The sequence below is a fragment of the Ochrobactrum sp. CGA5 genome, assembly GCF_006345815.1.
Classification (GTDB): domain Bacteria; phylum Pseudomonadota; class Alphaproteobacteria; order Rhizobiales; family Rhizobiaceae; genus Brucella.
In genome coordinates this window covers 313,374-330,617 of sequence record NZ_VCIG01000038.1, presented here as the reverse complement: position 1 = coordinate 330,617, position 17,244 = coordinate 313,374, and the positions used below count along the sequence as shown (strand labels likewise).

Genomic DNA, 17,244 nt, shown 5'->3' with positions numbered 1-17,244 from the left:
ATGACGAAATATACAGACCATCTCGGCCGTCCCATTGTCGCCATCACCGGCGCTGGTGTGGTCTCCTCGCTCGGTCAGGGCAAGGACGATAACTGGGCTGCATTGACCGGCGGAAAATCGGGCATCCATACCATCACGCGCTTTCCGACCGACAATCTCAACACGCGCTTTTCCGGTACGGTTGATTTCCTGCCGGAAAGCGAGGTGGGAGCATCGGCGCTCTCCGAAGCTCTGGCGCGGCTCGCCGGTGAGGAAGCTATCGCACAGTCCGGTCTTTCCGCGACCGATTTCGGCGGCCCGCTTTTTCTTGCAGCACCCCCGGTCGAACTGGATTGGAAAAGCCGGTTTGCGCTTGATGCGACCGTAAAGAATGAAGGACCGGCAAGCTATCAGCTTCTGCTGGAAGCCTGCCGCCGTGCGCGTCAGGATGATCTCTTCAACACGACCCAGTTTGGCTATATCGCCGAACGCCTGTCGGAAACTTTCGGCACGCGTGGCCTGCCTATCACGCTGTCGACCGCATGTGCCTCAGGCGCGACTGCAATCCAGCTTGGCGTCGAAGCCATCCGTCGCGGTGAAAGCGATCGCGTTCTGTCCATAGGAACCGACGGTTCCGTCTCTGCCGAAGCCCTGATCCGCTTCTCGCTGCTATCGGCTCTCTCCACGCAGAATGACAAGCCGGAAAAGGCTTCCAAGCCCTTCTCCAAGGATCGCGACGGCTTTGCCATGTCTGAAGGCTCCGGTGCGCTAGTGATGGAATCGCTTGAAAGCGCTGTAGCGCGTGGTGCCGAGGTTCTGGGCATTCTCGCCGGTTGCGGCGAAAAGGCCGACGATTTCCATCGCACACGCTCTAAGCCGGATGCCTCACCTGCCATCGGCACGGTGCGCGCCGCATTGGCCGATGCAGGTCTGACCGAAGAGCAGATTTCATACGTCAACGCCCACGGCACCTCTACGCCGGAAAACGACAAGATGGAGTATCTGGCGCTTTCGACCGTATTCGGCGATAAGCTTGCCTCCATCCCGGTTTCTTCCAACAAGTCGATGATCGGCCATACGCTCACCGCTGCTGGCGCTATCGAGGCTGTATTCTCCCTTCTGACGATCCAGACCGGAACGCTGCCGCCGACCATCAACTATGACAACCCGGACCCGGCTATTCCGCTTGATGTTGTGCCGAATGTGAAGCGTCAGGCCGAGGTTTCTGCCGTGCTTTCCAACTCGTTCGGTTTCGGCGGGCAGAATACGAGCCTTGTTTTGGCGGCAAATCCGAATTAATCGGTCCGGCTAATACGAATTTTCCCATGATCCCGGACGGTTCACCGTTTCCGGGATTATGTCTTGAAGAGGATTACTTCATGCGCGCCTTGCAGCTTCTTGATGACCGCCGCCTCGAAATCACCGATATCGCGCCGCCGCCTGCCCCTGGCATTGGCGAGGTGACGGTGAAGATCAAGGCTGTAGCGCTCAACCACATTGACGTGTGGGGCTGGCGCGGTATGGCGTTTGCCAAGCGCAAGATGCCGCTGGTTATCGGCGCGGAAGCTTCTGGTGTGGTCGATGCCGTAGGTCCCGGCGTTTCCAATCTCCTACCCGGCCAGCTCGTCTCGATCTATGGCGCACGGACCTGTGGACTTTGCCGTGCCTGCCGCGAAGGCCGTGACAATCTGTGCGAGCATGTCGGCGGCGTGCATGGTTTCCATCTGGACGGCTTTGCTTGCGAAGCCGTAAACCTGCCTGCCCGCTTGCTCGTTCCAGCACCTCGCGGTGTGGACGCCATCGGCGCAGCCGTTGCGCCTGTAACCTTCGGTACGGTCGAGCATATGCTGTTCGACAATGCCAAGCTGGAACCCGGCGAAACAGTGCTCGTTCAAGCCGGCGGTTCTGGCATCGGGTCAGCCGCCATCCAGCTTGCCAAGAAAATGGGCTGTACCGTCATCACGACAGTCGGTTCCAATGACAAGATCGAGAAAGCCAAGGCGCTCGGTGCCGATCACGTCATCAATTATCGTGAAGACCGTTTCGAGGGCGTGGTGCGCAAGCTGACCAAGAAGAAGGGCGTGGACGTGGTGTTCGAGCATGTGGGCGCGGACACTTGGGCCGGTTCGATGCTGTGCATGAAACGCGGCGCGCGTCTTGTCACCTGTGGTTCGACCTCAGGCGTTTCCACGAGCATGAACCTGATGCAACTTTTCCAGCAGCAGCTCAAGATCCTCGGTTCGTTTGGTTGCCGCATGGAAAACATGGCTGACGCCATGCAGAAGATGGCACGCGGCATCGTACATCCGGTCATCGACACTGTCGTCGGCTTCAATGATATCGATACGGCTTTGAAGCGCATGGAAGGTCGCGACGTCTTCGGCAAGATCATTCTCGAGATCGACTGAGTTGCCCACGTCCATGATGTTCAAGCTGAAACTTCTGCTCTTCCGCTGGACCCGCAAGCTGAAGCAGTTCAACTACTGGCTCTGGGCACAGGCCGTGTTTCTGCTGCTTGGACTACTGCGCCTTTTCCCGGCGAAGGCAGCAATCAGCTTTTCGGCTAAGGTGGCCCGCCTGGTCGGGCCGCTGACGCCGCGCCACAAGGTCGCCACCGATAATCTGCGTCAGGCCTATCCAGAGAAAAGCGACGCGGAAATTGAAGGTATCGCCCGCGAAATGTGGGATTCGATGGCGCGCCTCTTCGCGGAATATATCTTCCTCGACGCCGTTTTCGATTTCGATCCCTATTCCACGACGCCAGGATTGGTCGAGGTAGAAGGTATTCCGATTTTTGAACGCCTGCGCGACGAGAAGAAACCGCATATATTCTTCACCGCCCATACCGGTAATTTTGAGCTTCTGCCGATCTGCGCCGCGACGTTCGGTCTGAACGTCACGGCTCTCTTCCGTCCGCCTAACAATCCCTATATCGCCGACAAGGTTCTGAAAGCTCGTCGCACCAATATGGGGCATCTGGTGCCGTCGAAAGCCGGTGCGGCCTGGTCGCTTGCGCATATTCTCGATGAAGGCGGCAATGTGGGAATGCTGGTGGATCAGAAATTCCGCCGCGGCGTGCCTTCCACCTTCTTCAATCGTCCGGTGAAGACCAACCCGTTGTTGGCCAAGCTTGCACGGCAATATGATTGCGACGTCTACCCGGCGCGCTGTATCCGCCTTCCCGGCGGGCGTTACCGCCTCGAACTCTATGAGCGCATGGAATTGCCACGTGACGACAAAGGCGAGATTGATGTTGCCGCAACAGCACAGCTTCTGAACGATACCGTCGAGGCATGGGTGCGCGAATATCCCGGCCAGTGGATGTGGTTCCATAAGCGCTGGGGATAGGATTCACCGCTTTCATGTGATACGGGCATCGAACTGCCAAGGAGACAACCATGCGCCCCATCGCCATCGCCCCGTCCATCCTTTCTGCCGACTTCGCCCGTCTTGGCGAAGAAGTCGACGCTGTGCTGGAAGCCGGTGCCGACTGGGTGCATATAGACGTCATGGATGGCCATTTTGTGCCGAATATCACTTTCGGCCCGCAGGTGGTGAAGGCAATCCGCCCGCGCACCAAGGCATTCTTCGATGCGCATCTGATGATTGCGCCTTGCGATCCCTATTTGGCACCGTTTGCTGACGCCGGTTGCGATCTCATTACAATCCACGCCGAAGCCGGTCCACACACGCACCGTTCGCTGCAATCGATCCGCGCTCTGGGCAAGAAGGCCGGTCTGGCGCTGAACCCGGCAACACCTGCCGAGGCGCTGACGAACGTTATCGAAGATGTCGATCTCGTTCTCGTCATGACCGTAAATCCCGGTTTTGGTGGCCAGAAATTCATTGAGCCAATGCTCGAAAAAATCAAGCGCGTCCGCGAAATGGTTGGCGACCGTCCTATCGACATTGAAGTTGACGGCGGCATCACGCCGGAAACCGCAGGCTCTGTTGTTGCTGCTGGGGCCAACATTCTCGTAGCCGGTTCGGCAGTTTACAAGGGTAATTCGGTCGAGAGCTACCGCGCCAATATCGACGCCATTCGTGCCGCGGCTGAAGCTGCCCGCAATCGTTAAACTCCCACTTTCTACAGGATGCACCCATGATCCCGCGCTATTCCCGGCCTGAAATGGTCGCCATCTGGTCGCCCGAAACGAAGTTTCGCATCTGGTTCGAGATCGAAGCCTATGCCTGTGAGGCACTCGCGCAACTCGGTGTCATCCCGAAGGAAGCAGCAAAGACCATTTGGGAAAAAGGTAGCGTGGCGAAATTCGACGTCGCCCGCATCGACGAAATCGAAGCCGTCACCAAGCACGACGTTATTGCCTTCCTGACGCATCTGGCCGAATTCATCGGCCCGGACAGCCGTTTTGTGCATCAGGGCATGACCTCCTCGGACGTGTTGGACACCACGCTCAATGTCCAGCTTGTACGCGCTGCCGATCTGCTGCTTGCTGACATGGATCGCGTTCTGGAAGCACTCAAGAAGCGCGCTTTTGAACACAAGGATACGGTCCGCATCGGTCGCAGCCATGGCATCCATGCCGAACCGACGACGATGGGCCTCACCTTTGCGCGCTTCTATGCCGAAATGGCGCGTGGTCGCGCCCGCCTCGTTGCCGCCCGTGCGGAAATCGCAACCGGCGCCATTTCCGGCGCTGTCGGCACGTTCGCCAATATTGACCCGCGTGTAGAAGAATATGTCTGCGCAAAACTCGGCCTTGAAGCAGAACCGGTGTCGACGCAGGTGATCCCGCGTGACCGCCATGCCATGTTCTTTGCGACACTCGGCGTCATTGCATCTTCGATGGAAAACATCGCCATCGAAATCCGCCACATGCAGCGCACGGAAGTTCTGGAAGCCGAAGAATTCTTTTCGCCGGGCCAGAAGGGCTCGTCTGCCATGCCGCACAAGCGCAATCCGGTTCTGACCGAAAACCTGACCGGCCTCGCCCGTCTGGTGCGCATGTCGGTAACGCCTGCGATGGAAAACGTGGCTCTCTGGCATGAACGCGATATTTCGCATTCCAGCGTCGAACGTGCGATCGGCCCGGACACCACCATCACGCTCGACTTCGCGCTCAACCGCTTGGCTGGCGTGATTGAAAAGCTGGTCATTTACCCGGACAACATGCTTAAAAACATGAATAAGTTCCGTGGTCTGGTGCACTCCCAGCGTGTGCTTCTGGCACTCACGCAAGCAGGCGTGTCGCGTGAAGACGCTTATCGTCTCGTGCAGCGGAATGCTATGAAGGTCTGGGAACAGGGTGCCGACTTCCTTGAGGAGTTGCTGGCTGACGCGGAAGTACGTGCGGCTCTTTCCGAAGAACAGATCCGCGAGAAGTTCGATCTCGGCTATCACACCAAGCATGTGGACACGATTTTCAAGCGCGTCTTCGGTTGAGATTTCGGCTCACCATAACCAAAATCTGCGCTGCACCCTTTAATTGGTTCATAATTTGAATCCGAAAAAAGCCCCATGTTTATGAAAACATGGGGCTTTTTTACATTCTGAAGATCGGCTGGTTACGCCTTGGTCTTGACCGTGTTGACCACGTTGCCCCATGGGTCCACGAAAGTGCTGTTATTGCCACCACGCGTGTCTTCCAGCTCAATCCAGCCGAGGCCGGTCCGATCCTCATCACGCTTGCCCGCACCGGCGCTCTGCCAGGCATTGGCAGCGATATGGTGATGGTAGCGCCCGGTGGACATGAACACTGCCCGATCACCATAGGTTTGCACGGTTTCGAGGCCGAGTTCGCTGTGCCAGAAGGTTTCTGCTTCCTGGGCATTACCGACGCGCAGATGTACATGACCAACCACGGTGTTCTGTGGCGCGCCGTCCCATTCTCCACCCTCGCGGTTGATGACATCGAGCAGATTTCCGACATCGAGCGGATCAGTGCTCATTGCAACGCGGTCGCCATTCCATTGCCACTCATCGTTGGGACGGTCTGAATAGATTTCGATGCCGTTGCCTTCCGGGTCGGTCAAATAGATTGCTTCGCTCACCTTGTGATCCGATGCACCGCTGACCGCCAACTGCTTGTCGATGGCGCGGCGCGACCAGCGCGCGAGATCGCCACGGGTCGGCAGCAGGAACGCGGTGTGATATAGGCCGGCGCTGCGGGGATCATCCGGTTTGGCGGCTGAAAACTGCTCAATCTCCATCAGTTCGCGGTCGCCAGCACCTAATACAATCGATGCGCCACGGCGTGTCATCTCGCGCAAGCCCACGACGTCACGATAATACTCAGCCAATGTTTCGGCGTCGCGTGCCCTCAGGCCAACACGTGCCACACGCATTGGGGTGGTCATTGCGAATGGAAGCGGAGCAACCGGACGTTCGGCGTCGATTTCGCCTGCTCTTAAATGCTGTGTCATGACGCCCTCCTTCGACGGCATTTCTGCACGAACAGGAAGAATGCTGGCCATTGCAGCAGTCCCGGCAGCGCCGAGGATCTTACGTCTGCTGATTGCCATGTCATTTCTCCGTCGCGTTTCAAATCTTGCCTAAACATCACCATTTGGGGCGCATTTCACAAGATAGCGATCAGCGAACAGGCTGTTCATCATTCGCATACCTTCCATGCTAAGCATACAACAAGCACGGCTTGAAGAAATTACCAAGCCTCTCTAAATGGGAAGCCATGAAAGTCAAAGACGCAGATATCCTCATCATCCCCGGCTATACCAATTCCGGCCCCGACCACTGGCAGACCCGTTGGGAAAGCAAACTCTCCACGGCGCGACGTGTCCAGCAGGCCGAGTGGACCAAGCCTGTTCGCGAAGACTGGATCGGCGAAGTGGTCAAGGCCGCCGATGCAGCAACCAAGCCAATTGTTTTGGTCGCGCATTCGCTGGGCGTTGCAACCGCAGTTCATGCGTTGCCGCATTTCCAGCACAAGGTAGCCGGGGCCTTTTTCGTCGCCCCACCGGATGTTTCAAACGACAAAATCCGCCCCAAACATCTAATGACGTTCGGTCCCTACCCGCGTGAACGCCTGCCGTTTCCGACGATCACCGTGGTTAGCCGCAATGACCCTTTTTCCAGCTTCGAAGCTGCGGAGGATGTGGTCAAGGATTGGGGTGCAATGCTGATTGATGCCGGTGAATCCGGGCATATCAATTCTGAATCCGGGCATGGACCTTGGCCGGAAGGCTCCATGGTATTCGCCGAGTTCATGACACAACTGCAGGCGCCCAAGCATCACTGATGTTTTCGCATTGCATGCAAAAAGGCGGGCCATGGATCCGCCTTTTTTCTCCTATTCCGCGATGAAACTAGCCGAGAACCGCTTTCGTCAGCGTTTCCGCTGCTAGCCGGATATAACCGCCATCATTGCTGAGCGTCAGAAAACGGAATCCGAGCGGAATATAACGACGCGCAAATTCCGGCGACGGTGAATAGATGCCCGCGATCTTCCCGACCGCAGCGGCCTTGCGGGCAATATTGCCAATCGGCTCCACAATCGCATCGGAATTCGGATTGGCCTCACGCCCATTGCTCCATGCGATGGAAAAATCCGCCGGTCCCACGAAAACACCGTCAATACCGCGAACATCCAGAATGGCATCCAGCGCATCGTAGGCATCGCGCGTTTCAATCATCGCGAAGGCAAGTGTGTCATGATTTGCGGTGGTCAGATAATCGTTGGAACCCGGCGCACCATAATCCGCATTGGCCCGGAACACGCCCCACGAACGTTCGCCCACCGGCGGATACTTCATTGCGGCCGCAAACCGACGGGCATCCTCGACCGAGTTGATCATCGGAGCAATGACCGCCTGCGCGCCAAAATCAAGCGCGCGGCTCGCCATGTCAAAGCGCCCGACAGGAACGCGCACGACTGGCGGCTTTCCAGCGCTCAGGATGAGACCGAGAGAACGAAGAACACTCGCCTCGTCGTGACCTCCATGCTGCATGTCGAGCGTTACGGCATCGAACGCGCTATGAGCGAGAATTTCGACCGTCAGCGGTTCTGGAAGGGAAGACCATGCGGAAAGCACAGTTTCCCCGGCGCGAAGGCGCGAAGACAACGACATTCGAACTTCCTTCATTTCATGGCGCCGGGGCAGAAGTGAGCGAGGATGGAATTTGAGGTTTGATGCGCGTCCGATATTAATCTCGCGTCAAACGTCAAATTCGACAAATCCCCTCGCACTTCTGCCCCGGAACGTTCATCAATCCTGCTTCACTTGACGGATTGCCTCTTCAAGGAAAGCTAACATCTTCTCGCGGATGACGTCATCTGCAACGCTTACGCCTGCAGCATCAAAATCGGCGCGAACTTTGCGGAAAACATCCTCGTCGCCAGCTTCCTCGAAATCAGCGGCAACGACTTCCTTGGCATAGGCTTCGGCATCCCCATCCTTCTTGCCAAGCTGGTCTGCGACCCAGAGCCCCAGAAGCTTGTTGCGGCGTGCCTCCGCCTTGAAGCGCAGTTCCGCATCAAGCGCGAATTTCTTTTCAAAAGCGTCGCGGCGATCATCCATGCCAGTGGTCATTCGTAAAGCTCCCAGACTTACAAGTTAGACGAGATCGTCATTCGTTCTCTTGCCTAAAGCTGGCAAGGGGCGCAAGATTATACAAGAGCTAAAGAGTACTTTCTTGCGACTCATCCATAAACTTGCATCAGAAACAGCGAAAACGGGGGAACGGGCACAAAGCAGGATTGTTAAAAGCCCACAATTGCTATAGGTAGCCCGCGAGAATAGCGGCTTAGAGCCGATCACCATAAATATGGAAATCCGAGAAAAGCCATGAACCGTCGCCGCCGTATTTACGAGGGCAAGGCCAAGATTCTTTACGAAGGCCCTGAACCCGGTACGCTCGTCCAATTTTTCAAAGATGATGCAACCGCTTTCAATGCGAAGAAGCATGAAGTCATCGACGGAAAAGGCGTGCTGAACAACCGCATTTCCGAGCATATTTTTACCCAGCTCAACCGTATCGGTATTCCAACACACTTTATCCGCCGCCTCAACATGCGTGAGCAGCTGATCAAGGAAGTGGAAATCATTCCGCTTGAAGTGGTTGTGCGCAATATCGCTGCCGGTTCGCTGGCCAAGCGTCTTGGTCTTGAAGAAGGCACCGTTCTGCCGCGCTCGATCATTGAGTTCTACTACAAAGCCGACGCACTCGATGACCCGATGGTCACCGAAGAGCATATCACGGCTTTTGGCTGGGCTAGCCCGCCGGAAATCGACGACATCATGGCGCTCGCCATCCGCGTCAACGATTTCCTGACTGGTCTGTTCCTTGGCATCGGCATCCAGCTTGTCGACTTCAAGATGGAATGCGGGCGTCTTTGGGAAGGCGACATGATGCGCATCGTCGTCGCCGACGAAATCTCTCCAGACTCCGCGCGTCTTTGGGATATCACAACCAATGACAAGCTCGACAAGGACCGTTTCCGCCGCGATATGGGCGGTTTGGTCGAGGCTTACCAGGAAGTGGCACGCCGTCTCGGTATCATGAACGAGAACGACACGCCGCGCCCGGCTGGCCCTACGCTTGTGAAGTAAAATGATCCGCCCAGCCCGGGAGGGCACGACACCGAAAAGCGGGAACCGGTTTTCGGGATCATGCCAGATACGCCTTCCGGGCTGTTTCATTCGTTCTAAAATTGCAGGAACCACAGAGTGATCAAGGCACGCGTCACCGTTACACTGAAAAACGGCGTTCTCGACCCGCAGGGCAAGGCCATCGTCGGCGCACTCGGCAGCCTCGGTTTCGACGGCGTCAACTCGGCACGTCAGGGCAAGGTTTTTGACCTCGAACTCAATGGCTCTGACAAGAGCAAAGCCGAAGCCGACCTCAAGGCCATGTGCGAAAAGCTGCTCGCCAACACAGTGATCGAAGATTATTCCATCACCATCGGCTGATCAGGTAAAGGACAGAGACGCTCATGAAATCCGCAGTCATTCTCCTTCCCGGTCTCAATCGCGATCGCGACATGATCGCTGCGCTCACCAAGATCACCGGTCAGGCTCCGGTGACCGTCTGGCAGACGGATACGAGCATACCCGACGATGTGGACCTGATTCTGATTCCAGGCGGCTTCTCATACGGTGACTATCTGCGTTGCGGAGCGATTGCAGCCCGCATGCCTGTGATGCAGGCCGTTCGCGAGAAGGCCGATAAAGGCGTCATGGTCATGGGCGTGTGCAACGGTTTCCAGATTCTCGTCGAAGCCGGGCTTTTGCCGGGCGCATTGATGCGCAATGCTTCGCTGAAATTCGTCTGCCGCGAAGTAAAGCTCGAAGTCACCAACGCCAACACGTCGTTTACGCGGGGCTATAAGCCAGGTCAGATCATCCGCTGCCCGGTCGCGCATCATGACGGTAATTATTTTGCCGATGCCGAGACACTGAAGCGTCTTGAAGGTGAAGGCCAGGTTGTGTTCCGCTATGCCGAAGGCACCAATCCGAACGGCTCGATCAACGATATTGCCGGTATCGTCAACGCGCGCGGCAATGTGCTCGGCATGATGCCGCATCCAGAGAACCTGATCGAAGCCGCGCATGGTGGCGATGACGGCCGGGCGCTCTTTGCAGGCGCATTGGGCGTTGCCGCTTAAACTGGCAAAAAGATAAATGGAAAAGGCGGCTGCCATCGAGCCGCCTTTTTTGTTGCGCTTGCCTCTGCTCAAAACTGCACTGGCAAAGCAGCTATTTTCGTGGCAGCTTGGCTCCGGGAGGGTTCAGACCGAGATAAACGTCGGGATCATCCCATATTTGTTTCATGCGCATCCAAGCAAAAGCGTTCACATTTTTGCTGGCAATGCCTCGCACATTTTAGCGATAACGAATCAGGGGAACTTCATTTATGCAGCTTTATTCCAGACCTCTTTCCCCTTACTCGGCCTTTGTCCGCGGGGTTCTTTATCTAAAGGACCTGCCTTTCAAGCCGGTGAGCATGCCGTACCCGTTTCCAGCCGATTTTGGCAATGTAACGCCGCTTCGCCGTGTGCCGGTGCTGATCACCAGTTCGGGTGAAACGCTGTTCGAGAGCGCGGTCATTGCCGAATATCTCGAAGATCACTTTCCAGAAACACCCGTTCTGCCTGGCACACCGAGGGAGCGTGCACTCATCCGCCTGCTGGCGCGCGTGACCGAGATCGATGTGCTTGGCCCTGCGATGAAGCTTTTCATCCTTCTGAGCAAACCCGAGCGCGATCATGCAACCATCGAACGCCTGTTCGATAAGATGTATACCGGCCTGAAAGTGGTCGAGAGCCGTCTTTCAGACAAAGCCTATGCCGCCGGAGACGAACCAACGCTTGCGGATTGCTGGCTCTTGCCTGTGCGTTTTCTGATGGACCCGTTGAAGAAACTCTCGGACAAAGCGGATTTGCTGGACGAATTCCCAAAATTTGATGCATATGCCGCCAAGGCAAAGCAGCATCCAGTTTTTGAGCGCATCTGGAACGAGATGAGCGACGGACTGAAGGCTTTCATGCCCCAACTAGCCTGAATTCTGCCTATTCTTTCCATCTCTCATGCGTGCCTTTTTAAAGGCACGCACTATTGGAGCTCCTCCTTGAAGACCAAGTCTTTCGCTATTCTGACCCTTCCGGCCATTGCTTTGCTTGCAGCCTGCACCTCCAGCAAGCCCACAGGGCCCATCGCCGTCGACGCCAGCAAGGCGGCGCTGCCTACCATGGAGCGTATCGCCCTGGCAGCCAATAGCTGCTGGTTCAAATCCAAGGACAAGGATTTCCGTGGTTACTCCCTCGCGCCGGAATTGAATTCCTTTACCGGACGTCCGCGCATTCTGGTCGTACCTGCGCGTAACCCCACATCGCGTCCGCTGCTCGTCGTGCAAGCGCAAGGCAATCCCGCGCGCGTCGAGGCTTTCGGCCCCATGATGGGAGAGAGCCATGGCGGACGTATAGCCGCGGATGTCAACCGCTGGGTTTCGGGCCAAAGCGGATGCCAGTAATATCAAGCTGCATCGCGGAAACGCAGAATTCAGGCTTCCGCGATGCGGTTCAGCGAAGATGAAAGCGCACCTTGCGCGCTTCGCGCTCAGCTTCGTCGCGCTGTAGTCCGATGTCGCGTAACTGATCGTCTGTCAGCTCACTTAGTGCGATCCGGGTGCGCCGAAGCATCATTCGATAAGAGAGCCAATCCAGCACCTGCCGCACGAATCCAACTTTCGGCTGGGACGCCTCCGTCAGGTTGAGCTGCAATGCTTTTGGCAAGTCTGTGACCCTATCTGCCACAGGCACCGGAAGAATTGTATCTATTGTCTCGGTCTGCGGTCTAAAGTAGAACATTGGCTCTGTCCATTCATTGCTAGTTGGCCAATTGGGAACTGGAAGGCAGCCGAGGCAAATGACAATTTTGCCCACAAATCCGCCCATGCAGATGATTGTCACCAGATAGCGACGAATTGACTCTATAATTGACTTAGAAATAGGTACAATTTATATGTTGTCACCATGACAAATTGGATTCCAGATCTTGCCGGCAAATCCGGCCCATTTTACCTGCAACTCGCTGACGCCATCGAAGAGGCTATCGGAAGCGGCGGTCTGCCGGCTGGTGCCAAGCTTCCACCGCAACGCAATCTGGCGTTTGATTTAAAGGTAACAATCGGCACAATCGGGCGCGCCTATGCGCTGGCCCATGAGCGTGGCCTCGTGACCGGCGAGGTCGGTCGGGGAACTTATGTTCTCGGCGAAGAACCTGCAAACAATGCGCTAGCCGTCTCCGGTATCGCCGGCACAAAGCCTGCCGACATCCCGTCCGGGAAAATACGTTTCGACACGACGGCGGCGCCGAATGTGGGTCAGCACGAAGTCCTGGCCAAAATCAACGCTGACGTTCACCGGGATTTTCCGCAAGATATTGCGAGCTATTCGCGCTACTTCCCGCAACACTGGCTCGAAGCCGGGCAGAAATGGCTTTCGCGAGCAGGTTGGCAGCCAGAACTGGACAATATTGTCGTTACCAATGGCGCGCAGGCTGCAAGCATCGCCATTATCACAGCCTTCACCAATCCGGGTGACCGGATCCTGTTTGAAAACCTGACTTACGCCCAGATCAGTCGCTCCGTTCGCCTTCTGGGTCGTCGTACTATTCAGGCAGGCCTGGACGAATATGGTCTAATCCCGGAAGAGTTTGAACGCGCCTGCCGCCAGCAGCATCCGACACTCGCCTTTCTGATGCCAACCCTGCACAACCCGACACTATCCGTCATGCCGGAAGAAAGGCGTCGCGCAATTGCCGACATCGCAAGGCGTTACAATGTCTGGCTTATCGAAGACGATATCTATGCCGTTATGTGCGACAGCCAGATACCGCCACTGGCAAGCTTTGCACCTGAACGCACCTTCGTCGTCTCTGGCTTGTCAAAAGCTGTTGCGGCAGGGATACGCAGCGGATGGGTCGCCTGCCCTACGCATTGCGCCCAACGTGTGAAGGTAACGCACAAAATGGTCACGGGCGGCGCGGCGTTCCTGCTTGCAGAAACCGGCGCTCAACTTGTCTTGTCTGGCGAGGCAGAAGTTATTCAGGGCAAATGCCGAGAAGAAACGGTCATTCGCGAGAGAATGGCGAGGGAGATCTTCGACGGTTTCGATTTTGTATCGCAACCGACGGTGCCATTCCTGTGGATGGGACTGCCCGAGCCATGGCTTTCGGGCACATTCAAAGCAGCCGCCTATGAAAGCGGAATCCTGATTGATGACGAGGACGAGTTCAAGGCCGGACGCGTCGATCAAATCTATCATCGGGTGCGCGTCGCCTTTTCTTCTCCGGCTGATCGCAGTATCGTCGAAAACTGTTTTCGGACCCTTCGTCGCCTGCTCGAAAATGAACAGGCGGGATATGAAGGGAGCGTCTGACCGGCCTGGCCTCTTTTTATAGTTATTGATATATGATTGAGGCCGGGAAAGCGGTATTTTCCTGTCGCACTTCATGAAAACTTAGGTTAAAGAGGCGCCTTGAAACCTTAGGTGACCGTCCCTTAGGCATAGGGCGTCGGACGCCGCAGCCTGCGACGGGGTTCCCCATTTCCATGACTATTTCCAATACGCGAGACATCACGCCGGAATTGATCGAAGCGCATGGTCTTAAGCCGGACGAGTATCAGCGCATTCTTGAACTGATCGGACGCGAGCCCACCTTCACAGAGCTTGGGATTTTCTCAGCCATGTGGAATGAACACTGCTCGTACAAGTCCTCCAAGAAATGGCTTCGCACGCTTCCGACTACCGGGCCGCGCGTTATTCAGGGGCCCGGTGAAAATGCTGGCGTGGTCGATATCGGTGACGGCGATTGCATCGTCTTCAAGATGGAGAGCCATAACCACCCATCCTACATCGAACCTTATCAGGGCGCGGCGACCGGTGTGGGAGGCATTCTCCGTGACGTCTTCACTATGGGCGCGCGCCCTGTCGCTGCAATGAACGCGCTGCGCTTCGGCGAACCCGATCATCCGAAAACCCGTCACCTCGTATCGGGCGTCGTGTCCGGCGTTGGTGGCTATGGCAATTCTTTCGGCGTGCCGACTGTCGGCGGCGAAGTGAATTTCGACAAGCGCTATAATGGAAATATTCTCGTAAATGCCTTCGCTGCCGGTCTCGCCAAGACCGATGGCATTTTCTATTCCAAGGCCGAAGGCGTTGGATTGCCGGTCGTTTATCTCGGCGCAAAGACAGGCCGCGACGGCGTCGGCGGCGCGACGATGGCTTCGGCTGAATTCGACGAGTCGATTGAGGAAAAACGCCCCACCGTCCAGGTTGGCGATCCCTTCACCGAAAAGTGCCTGCTTGAGGCCTGTCTTGAGCTGATGGCTTCCGGTGCAGTTATCGCAATTCAGGATATGGGTGCTGCCGGTCTTACCTGCTCCGCCGTCGAAATGGGCGCAAAGGGCGATCTCGGTATTGAACTCATTCTCGATCATGTTCCTGTCCGCGAAGAGAACATGACAGCCTACGAAATGATGCTTTCGGAAAGCCAGGAGCGCATGCTCATGGTTCTGAAGCCTGAGAAGGAAGCCGAAGCACAGGCTATTTTCCGCAAATGGGGCCTCGACTTCGCCATCGTCGGCAAGACGACCGACGATCTGCGCTTCCGCATCATCCATCAGGGGGAAGAAGTCGCCAACCTTCCGATCAAGGATTTGGGCGACGAAGCACCAGAATATGATCGCCCATGGATGGAGCCAGGCAAACATGCGCCGCTCCCTGCCAGCAATGTGCCGCAGGTAGAGGATTATTCGGCTGCCCTTCTCAAGTTGGTGGGTTCGCCCGATCTTTCATCCCGTCGCTGGGTCTATGAACAGTACGATACGCTCATTCAGGGCAATTCACTACAGGTCCCAGGCGGTGACGCAGGTGTGGTTCGCGTAGAAGGCCATGACACCAAGGCACTCGCTTTCTCTTCCGATGTGACCCCGCGTTATTGCGAAGCCGACCCATTTGAAGGCGGCAAGCAAGCCGTTGCCGAATGCTGGCGCAACATTACCGCGACCGGTGCAGAACCGCTGGCTTCGACCGACAATCTGAACTTCGGCAATCCTGAAAAACCCGAAATCATGGGACAGCTCGTCAAGGCTATCGAAGGTATCGGTGAAGCCTGCCGTGCACTCGACTTCCCGATCGTTTCGGGCAATGTCTCGCTTTACAACGAAACCAACGGCCAAGCCATTCTGCCAACACCGACCATTGCAGGCGTGGGTCTGATCCCGGATTGGTCGCAAATGGCAAAGATCGGCGGCATGCAGGATGGCGATGTGCTCGTTCTGCTTGGCGGCGATGGCACACATCTCGGCCAGTCGATTTACCTACGCGATTTGTTTGACCGCGCCGACGGCCCTGCTCCGGCAGTTGACCTCGCGCTTGAAAAGCGTAACGGCGAGTTCGTCCGTTCGGCCATCCGTAACGGTCAGGTTACAGCGTGCCATGACCTTTCCGATGGCGGTCTGGCGATTGCCGTCGCGGAAATGGCCATCAAGTCCGGCAAGGGGGCAGAACTCGATGCCGGTGACGGCCTGCCGCACGCGATTCTTTTCGGTGAAGATCAGGCGCGCTACGTCGTTGCAGCTACGGCGGAAATGGCAAAGCTCATTGCCCTTAATGCCGAAGGCGCAGGTGTGCCGTTCCGCGTGCTCGGCACGGTTGGCGGCGATCGCTTGAAAATTGGCGATCTGGTCGATGTGAGCGTGGCCGACCTGACCGATAGCTTTGAAGGCTGGTTCCCAACCTTCATGAGTGGCGAACCGGTCAGCGATAACTGATCTGGTTTCCATTGTTGATACCTTTTGCCGCCCGGATAGAAAGCCTCTCCGGGCGGTTTGCTTGTCGGCTATTTAAGCGTTAGACAGATGTTAGTTGACGTTCCACGATGGCGCGTTACGATTCGACAGAACGATAAGAAAAGGCCGGAAACGGCGGGAGATTTTGCATGGCTATGGACGCACATGAGATCGAAAAGCTGATACGCGAGGGGATTCCCGACGCAAAGGTGACGATCCGCGACCTTGCCGGAGACGGAGACCATTATGCCGCAGAGGTTGTTGCGGAAAGTTTCCGTGGCAAGTCCCGTGTGCAGCAGCACCAGATGGTCTATGATGCGCTGAAGGGTAATATGGGCGGCGTGCTTCACGCACTTGCTTTGCAGACAAGCGTACCCGAATAACGGAAGGCCGTCTTGGGAAGTAAAGCTTGCTGCGGCAAGATGCAGCTCCCTTGGATGCGGATTTTCTGCGCATTTGACTTGCATTCACCCAAACGGGGTGGTTACCAGCATTCAAATGACTATATTGGGGAAGACTTCCCAGTTCGCGTCGAAATTTGCCTCGACGTGTTTGTTTAGCGCATAATCCTTTCCGAAAAGTCAGGCAACTTTTCGGAGTTATGCTTGGAAAGGACCACAAATGACCGGCATCAACGATTTCATCGCGAATGAAGTGAAGACCAACGACGTCGTGCTTTTCATGAAGGGCACGCCGGGTTTCCCGCAGTGCGGTTTCTCCGGTCAGGTCGTCCAGATCCTCGACTATCTCGGCGTGGAATATAAGGGCGTCAACGTTCTGTCCTCGGACGAGCTGCGTCAGGGCATCAAGGAATATTCGAGCTGGCCAACTATTCCTCAGCTTTATGTAAAGGGTGAATTCGTCGGCGGCTGCGATATCGTGCGCGAAATGTTCCAATCGAGCGAATTGCAGGCACTTTTTACCGATAAGGGTATTGCCACCAAGGCTGCTTGAGGATTAATTGCCGGTTATACGGCTTCAGCCTCACCTTTTTC

Annotated in this window: 19 protein-coding genes; 15 read left to right on the top strand and 4 right to left on the bottom strand. The window is 56.2% G+C overall.

The window, feature by feature from the left end; all coding sequences use genetic code 11:
* From FJQ48_RS14545 to purB, 5 genes are all read left to right on the top strand, one after another.
* Positions 1-1,278, top strand: a complete 1,278-nt coding sequence (locus FJQ48_RS14545) for a beta-ketoacyl-ACP synthase (RefSeq protein ID WP_139975709.1) — start codon at positions 1-3, stop codon at positions 1,276-1,278.
* 80 nt (positions 1,279-1,358) lie between these two features.
* The gene (locus tag FJQ48_RS14540; RefSeq protein ID WP_139976301.1) at positions 1,359-2,387 is read left to right on the top strand and encodes a zinc-binding dehydrogenase; all 1,029 of its coding nucleotides are present in this window, start codon (positions 1,359-1,361) and stop codon (positions 2,385-2,387) included.
* 13 nt (positions 2,388-2,400) lie between these two features.
* On the top strand, positions 2,401-3,327 hold the full coding sequence (locus FJQ48_RS14535) for a lipid A biosynthesis lauroyl acyltransferase (RefSeq protein WP_139975708.1): 927 nt from the start codon (positions 2,401-2,403) through the stop codon (positions 3,325-3,327).
* Positions 3,328-3,377: 50 nt separating this feature from the next.
* Complete coding sequence (rpe, locus tag FJQ48_RS14530) at positions 3,378-4,055, top strand: ribulose-phosphate 3-epimerase (protein WP_139975707.1); 678 nt, start codon at positions 3,378-3,380, stop codon at positions 4,053-4,055.
* 26 nt (positions 4,056-4,081) lie between these two features.
* Positions 4,082-5,383 carry an adenylosuccinate lyase gene (purB, locus tag FJQ48_RS14525; protein ID WP_139975706.1) on the top strand — a complete coding sequence of 434 codons (1,302 nt, stop codon included), beginning with the start codon at positions 4,082-4,084 and terminating at the stop codon, positions 5,381-5,383.
* Positions 5,384-5,505: 122 nt separating this feature from the next.
* Here the strand turns inward: purB and FJQ48_RS14520 are convergent, their stop codons facing one another.
* The gene (locus tag FJQ48_RS14520; RefSeq protein ID WP_337961870.1) at positions 5,506-6,363 is read right to left on the bottom strand and encodes a VOC family protein; all 858 of its coding nucleotides are present in this window, start codon (positions 6,361-6,363) and stop codon (positions 5,506-5,508) included.
* A 266-nt stretch (positions 6,364-6,629) separates the two neighbouring features.
* On the opposite strand from FJQ48_RS14520, the gene FJQ48_RS14515 reads away from it, so the two are divergent.
* Complete coding sequence (locus FJQ48_RS14515) at positions 6,630-7,196, top strand: alpha/beta hydrolase (protein ID WP_139975705.1); 567 nt, start codon at positions 6,630-6,632, stop codon at positions 7,194-7,196.
* 67 nt (positions 7,197-7,263) lie between these two features.
* Here FJQ48_RS14515 and FJQ48_RS14510 read toward each other — a convergent pair whose 3' ends face one another.
* Together FJQ48_RS14510 and FJQ48_RS14505 are read right to left on the bottom strand one after the other, a co-directional pair.
* Complete coding sequence (locus FJQ48_RS14510) at positions 7,264-8,025, bottom strand: HpcH/HpaI aldolase/citrate lyase family protein (protein ID WP_139975704.1); 762 nt, start codon at positions 8,023-8,025, stop codon at positions 7,264-7,266.
* Between the two features lie 138 nt (positions 8,026-8,163).
* Positions 8,164-8,487: a DUF1476 domain-containing protein gene (locus FJQ48_RS14505; protein WP_139975703.1), complete on the bottom strand. Its 324-nt coding sequence runs from the start codon at positions 8,485-8,487 to the stop codon at positions 8,164-8,166.
* Positions 8,488-8,742: 255 nt separating this feature from the next.
* Between FJQ48_RS14505 and purC the strand changes: the two genes are divergently transcribed.
* From purC to FJQ48_RS14475, 5 genes are all read left to right on the top strand, one after another.
* Positions 8,743-9,507, top strand: coding sequence for a phosphoribosylaminoimidazolesuccinocarboxamide synthase (gene purC, locus FJQ48_RS14495; RefSeq protein ID WP_139975702.1), 765 nt, complete (start codon positions 8,743-8,745; stop codon positions 9,505-9,507).
* Positions 9,508-9,624: 117 nt separating this feature from the next.
* On the top strand, positions 9,625-9,867 hold the full coding sequence (gene purS, locus FJQ48_RS14490) for a phosphoribosylformylglycinamidine synthase subunit PurS (protein WP_139975701.1): 243 nt from the start codon (positions 9,625-9,627) through the stop codon (positions 9,865-9,867).
* Positions 9,868-9,890: 23 nt separating this feature from the next.
* Complete coding sequence (purQ, locus tag FJQ48_RS14485; protein WP_139975700.1) at positions 9,891-10,562, top strand: phosphoribosylformylglycinamidine synthase subunit PurQ; 672 nt, start codon at positions 9,891-9,893, stop codon at positions 10,560-10,562.
* A 248-nt stretch (positions 10,563-10,810) separates the two neighbouring features.
* Positions 10,811-11,458 carry a glutathione S-transferase family protein gene (locus tag FJQ48_RS14480; protein ID WP_139975699.1) on the top strand — a complete coding sequence of 216 codons (648 nt, stop codon included), beginning with the start codon at positions 10,811-10,813 and terminating at the stop codon, positions 11,456-11,458.
* 66 nt (positions 11,459-11,524) lie between these two features.
* Positions 11,525-11,926 carry a hypothetical protein gene (locus tag FJQ48_RS14475; protein WP_139975698.1) on the top strand — a complete coding sequence of 134 codons (402 nt, stop codon included), beginning with the start codon at positions 11,525-11,527 and terminating at the stop codon, positions 11,924-11,926.
* A gap of 49 nt (positions 11,927-11,975) precedes the next feature.
* On the opposite strand, the gene FJQ48_RS14470 is transcribed toward FJQ48_RS14475, so the two are convergent.
* On the bottom strand, positions 11,976-12,263 hold the full coding sequence (locus FJQ48_RS14470) for a DUF1127 domain-containing protein (RefSeq protein WP_139975697.1): 288 nt from the start codon (positions 12,261-12,263) through the stop codon (positions 11,976-11,978).
* Between the two features lie 165 nt (positions 12,264-12,428).
* Here FJQ48_RS14470 and FJQ48_RS14465 point away from each other — a divergent pair, with 165 nt between their 5' ends.
* The 4 genes from FJQ48_RS14465 to grxD all read left to right on the top strand — a co-directional run bounded on the left by FJQ48_RS14465 (position 12,429) and on the right by grxD (position 17,203).
* Entirely contained in the window at positions 12,429-13,835 is a 1,407-nt protein-coding gene (locus tag FJQ48_RS14465) for a PLP-dependent aminotransferase family protein (RefSeq protein ID WP_139975696.1), read from the top strand.
* Positions 13,836-14,008: 173 nt separating this feature from the next.
* Positions 14,009-16,231: a phosphoribosylformylglycinamidine synthase subunit PurL gene (purL, locus tag FJQ48_RS14460; protein ID WP_139975695.1), complete on the top strand. Its 2,223-nt coding sequence runs from the start codon at positions 14,009-14,011 to the stop codon at positions 16,229-16,231.
* A 167-nt stretch (positions 16,232-16,398) separates the two neighbouring features.
* Positions 16,399-16,632, top strand: coding sequence for a BolA family transcriptional regulator (locus FJQ48_RS14455; protein ID WP_006466620.1), 234 nt, complete (start codon positions 16,399-16,401; stop codon positions 16,630-16,632).
* Between the two features lie 238 nt (positions 16,633-16,870).
* The gene (gene grxD / locus FJQ48_RS14450) at positions 16,871-17,203 is read left to right on the top strand and encodes a Grx4 family monothiol glutaredoxin (RefSeq protein ID WP_061345429.1); all 333 of its coding nucleotides are present in this window, start codon (positions 16,871-16,873) and stop codon (positions 17,201-17,203) included.
* Positions 17,204-17,244 lie beyond the last annotated feature (41 nt).